This window comes from Neptunicoccus sediminis, assembly GCF_001719615.1.
GTDB lineage: Bacteria > Pseudomonadota > Alphaproteobacteria > Rhodobacterales > Rhodobacteraceae > Amylibacter > Amylibacter sediminis.
The window spans coordinates 1-2581 of the sequence record NZ_MDVX01000041.1; the positions used below are offsets into that span (position 1 = coordinate 1).

The following is a 2581-nucleotide window of genomic DNA, read 5'->3' on the forward strand; positions in this document are numbered from 1 at the left end:
CCAGCCAGAGGGATCCGGCAAACACCACGGCGCCGCCAACAAAGATGGCAGCGTTGATCGCCTTGCTGGAGTACATCGACAGCATGAAGCCCAGCATGATGATCGCCATTATGGCCCCCATCAGCACGGCCATATAGGCGCGTGTTTCGGACCAGAAGATATGGCTCAGCAGATAGGTGTTGAGATACATCAGGATGAACATCACCACCGTGGATGTGGCGATCATCGCGAAAAAGCGTATGTATGTCATTGGAACCCTCCAGTCTCGAAAAATTGATGTCCTATAGAAGGAACAACATTGCTGCGCTGGAATGTTCCGTAGTTTTCGGGAAAGTTCGGCTTTTGCAGACGTCAGAGCTATCCGGACGCCTTGCTGATACTGCCCGCCTTTTGTTCCATCGCCAGATCGGCCAAGATGGGGCAATCGGGGCGGTGATCACCCGCGCATGCATCCACAAGATGCGACAGCGTCGCGCGCATTTCGGTTAGTTCAGCGATCTTGCTGTCAATCCGATCAAGATGCTCTTCGGCAATCTGCTTCACCTCGGCGCTGGCGCGGTCGGTGTCGGCATAAAGCTTGAGCAGGCTCCGGCAATCCTCGATGGTGAATCCAAGGGCGCGGGCGCGGCCGAGAAAGGCCAGCTTGTGAACGTCGCTCTGCCGGAAGCTGCGATAGCCATTTGAACTGCGCAGCGGTTCGACAAGACCGATGTCTTCGTAGTAGCGGATTGTTTTGGCGGGAAGGCCGGAAAGGTCGGCCACATCTCCGATGTTCATAATCGTTTCCTCCTTGAGTTCATTCAGCTGGAATCGGGGATGCCGAGGCTTCGGAGACGGGGCGCGCCGTTTCGTCCATCGCCGGGCGCACGCGGCGCAGCCGCAGCGCATTCGTCAGCACGAAGACAGAGCTGAGCGCCATCGCACCTGCTGCCAGAACGGGTGAGAGCAGAAGTCCTGACACCGGATAAAGCACGCCCGCCGCAACCGGGATCAGGGCGACGTTGTATCCAAATGCCCAGAAAAGGTTCTGGCGGATGTTGCGCATGGTGCTCCGCGACACCTCGAGGGCGTTCACGACGCCGCGCAGATCGCCGGACATCAGCACCACATCTGCGGATTCGATGGCCACGTCTGTACCGGTGCCGATCGCGATACCCACGTCCGAATGGGCAAGCGCGGGTGCGTCGTTGATCCCGTCGCCAACGAACGCGATGCGCTTGCCCGCGCCGCGCAGATCGTCCAGCGCCGCCACCTTACCGTCGGGCAGAACGCCGGCGATCACATGGTCGATGCCGATTTCGCGGGCGATAGCCTCTGCCGTTTCGCGCTTGTCACCGGTGATCATGGCGACCTTCAGTCCCTGTGCGTGCAAGGCGCGGATTGCAGCGGCGCTGGACGGCTTCACCGGATCGGACACCGCGATGACGGCGGCGACACGACCGTCGATCGCCGCGAAAAGTGCGGTGCGGCCCTGTTCGGCCAGACGGCGCTCCTCATCGGCCAGATCGCCAATCTCCAGCCCCTCGCGGGTCATCAGGCGGTCGGCCCCGACAAGCACCTCGCGGCCCGCCACTTTTGCCCGCACGCCGTGGCCGGTGATGGATTCAAAATCCTTGGCGTCATGCCGCGCGACGCCCTCGACCTTTGCCGCGCGCACGATTGCCTCGGCGATCGGGTGTTCCGATTGCGCCTCGACAGCGGCGACAAGCGCCAGCACCTCGGTGCGGTCAAAGCTGTCCGCAAGCACGAGATCGGTCAGTTCCGGGCGGCCCTGGGTAACCGTTCCGGTCTTGTCCAGCGCCACCACATCCACGCTGGATAGCTGTTGCAACGCGTCGCCCTTGCGGAAGAGCACGCCCATCTCGGCGGCACGTCCCGTGCCGACCATGATCGACGTCGGCGTGGCGAGCCCCATCGCGCAGGGGCAGGCGATGATCAGCACAGATACACCGGCCACCAAAGCAAAGGACAGCGCGGGCGAAGGACCGACCAACAGCCAGACAATCACCGTCAAAAGCGCCAATGCCATGACAGCGGGCACGAACCAGAGCGTGATCCGGTCCACCAGCCCTTGAATCGGTAGCTTGGCGCCCTGCGCCTCTTCGACCATCCGGATGATCTGGGCCAGCGTCGTGTCGGCGCCCACACGCGTCGCGCGGAAGTGGAAGGCACCGCTGCCGTTGACGGTGCCGCCTGTGACGGGATCGCCCACGGATTTGGCGACCGGCACCGGTTCGCCGGTGATCATACTCTCATCCACACGGGCACTGCCTTCGGTCAGTTCACCATCCACTGCGATCCGCTCGCCAGGGCGCACGATCAGAATGTCGCCAGCGACGATGCGGTCGATGGCCACATCCTGCGGCTCCCCGTCAACCAGCACACGGGCCGTCTTTGCCTGAAGGCCCATCAGCTTCTGGATCGCAGCCCCGGTCCGGCCCTTCGCGCGGGCCTCCAGCCAGCGGCCCAGAAGGATCAACACCACGATGACCGCCGCCGCCTCGAAATAGACCGCGCGCGATCCCGCGGGCAGCAGCGTCGGTGCGAAAAGCGCCACAAGTGAATAGATGTAGGCCGCCGA

At 62.8% G+C, this 2581-nt stretch carries 2 protein-coding genes and 1 pseudogene; all 3 read right to left on the reverse strand.

Features of this window, described 5'->3' with window-relative positions:
- Nucleotides 1-250: pseudogene (locus BFV97_RS17625) on the reverse strand (DUF305 domain-containing protein); the annotation flags it as partial.
- 107 nt (nt 251-357) lie between these two features.
- Nucleotides 358-777 (reverse strand): Cu(I)-responsive transcriptional regulator, encoded by a 420-nt coding sequence (gene cueR / locus BFV97_RS17630; RefSeq protein ID WP_007120891.1) that lies wholly within the window; start codon nt 775-777, stop codon nt 358-360.
- A gap of 19 nt (nt 778-796) precedes the next feature.
- On the reverse strand, nt 797-2581 hold a 1785-nt coding region (locus BFV97_RS17635; RefSeq protein ID WP_069301695.1), incomplete at its 5' end, for a copper-translocating P-type ATPase.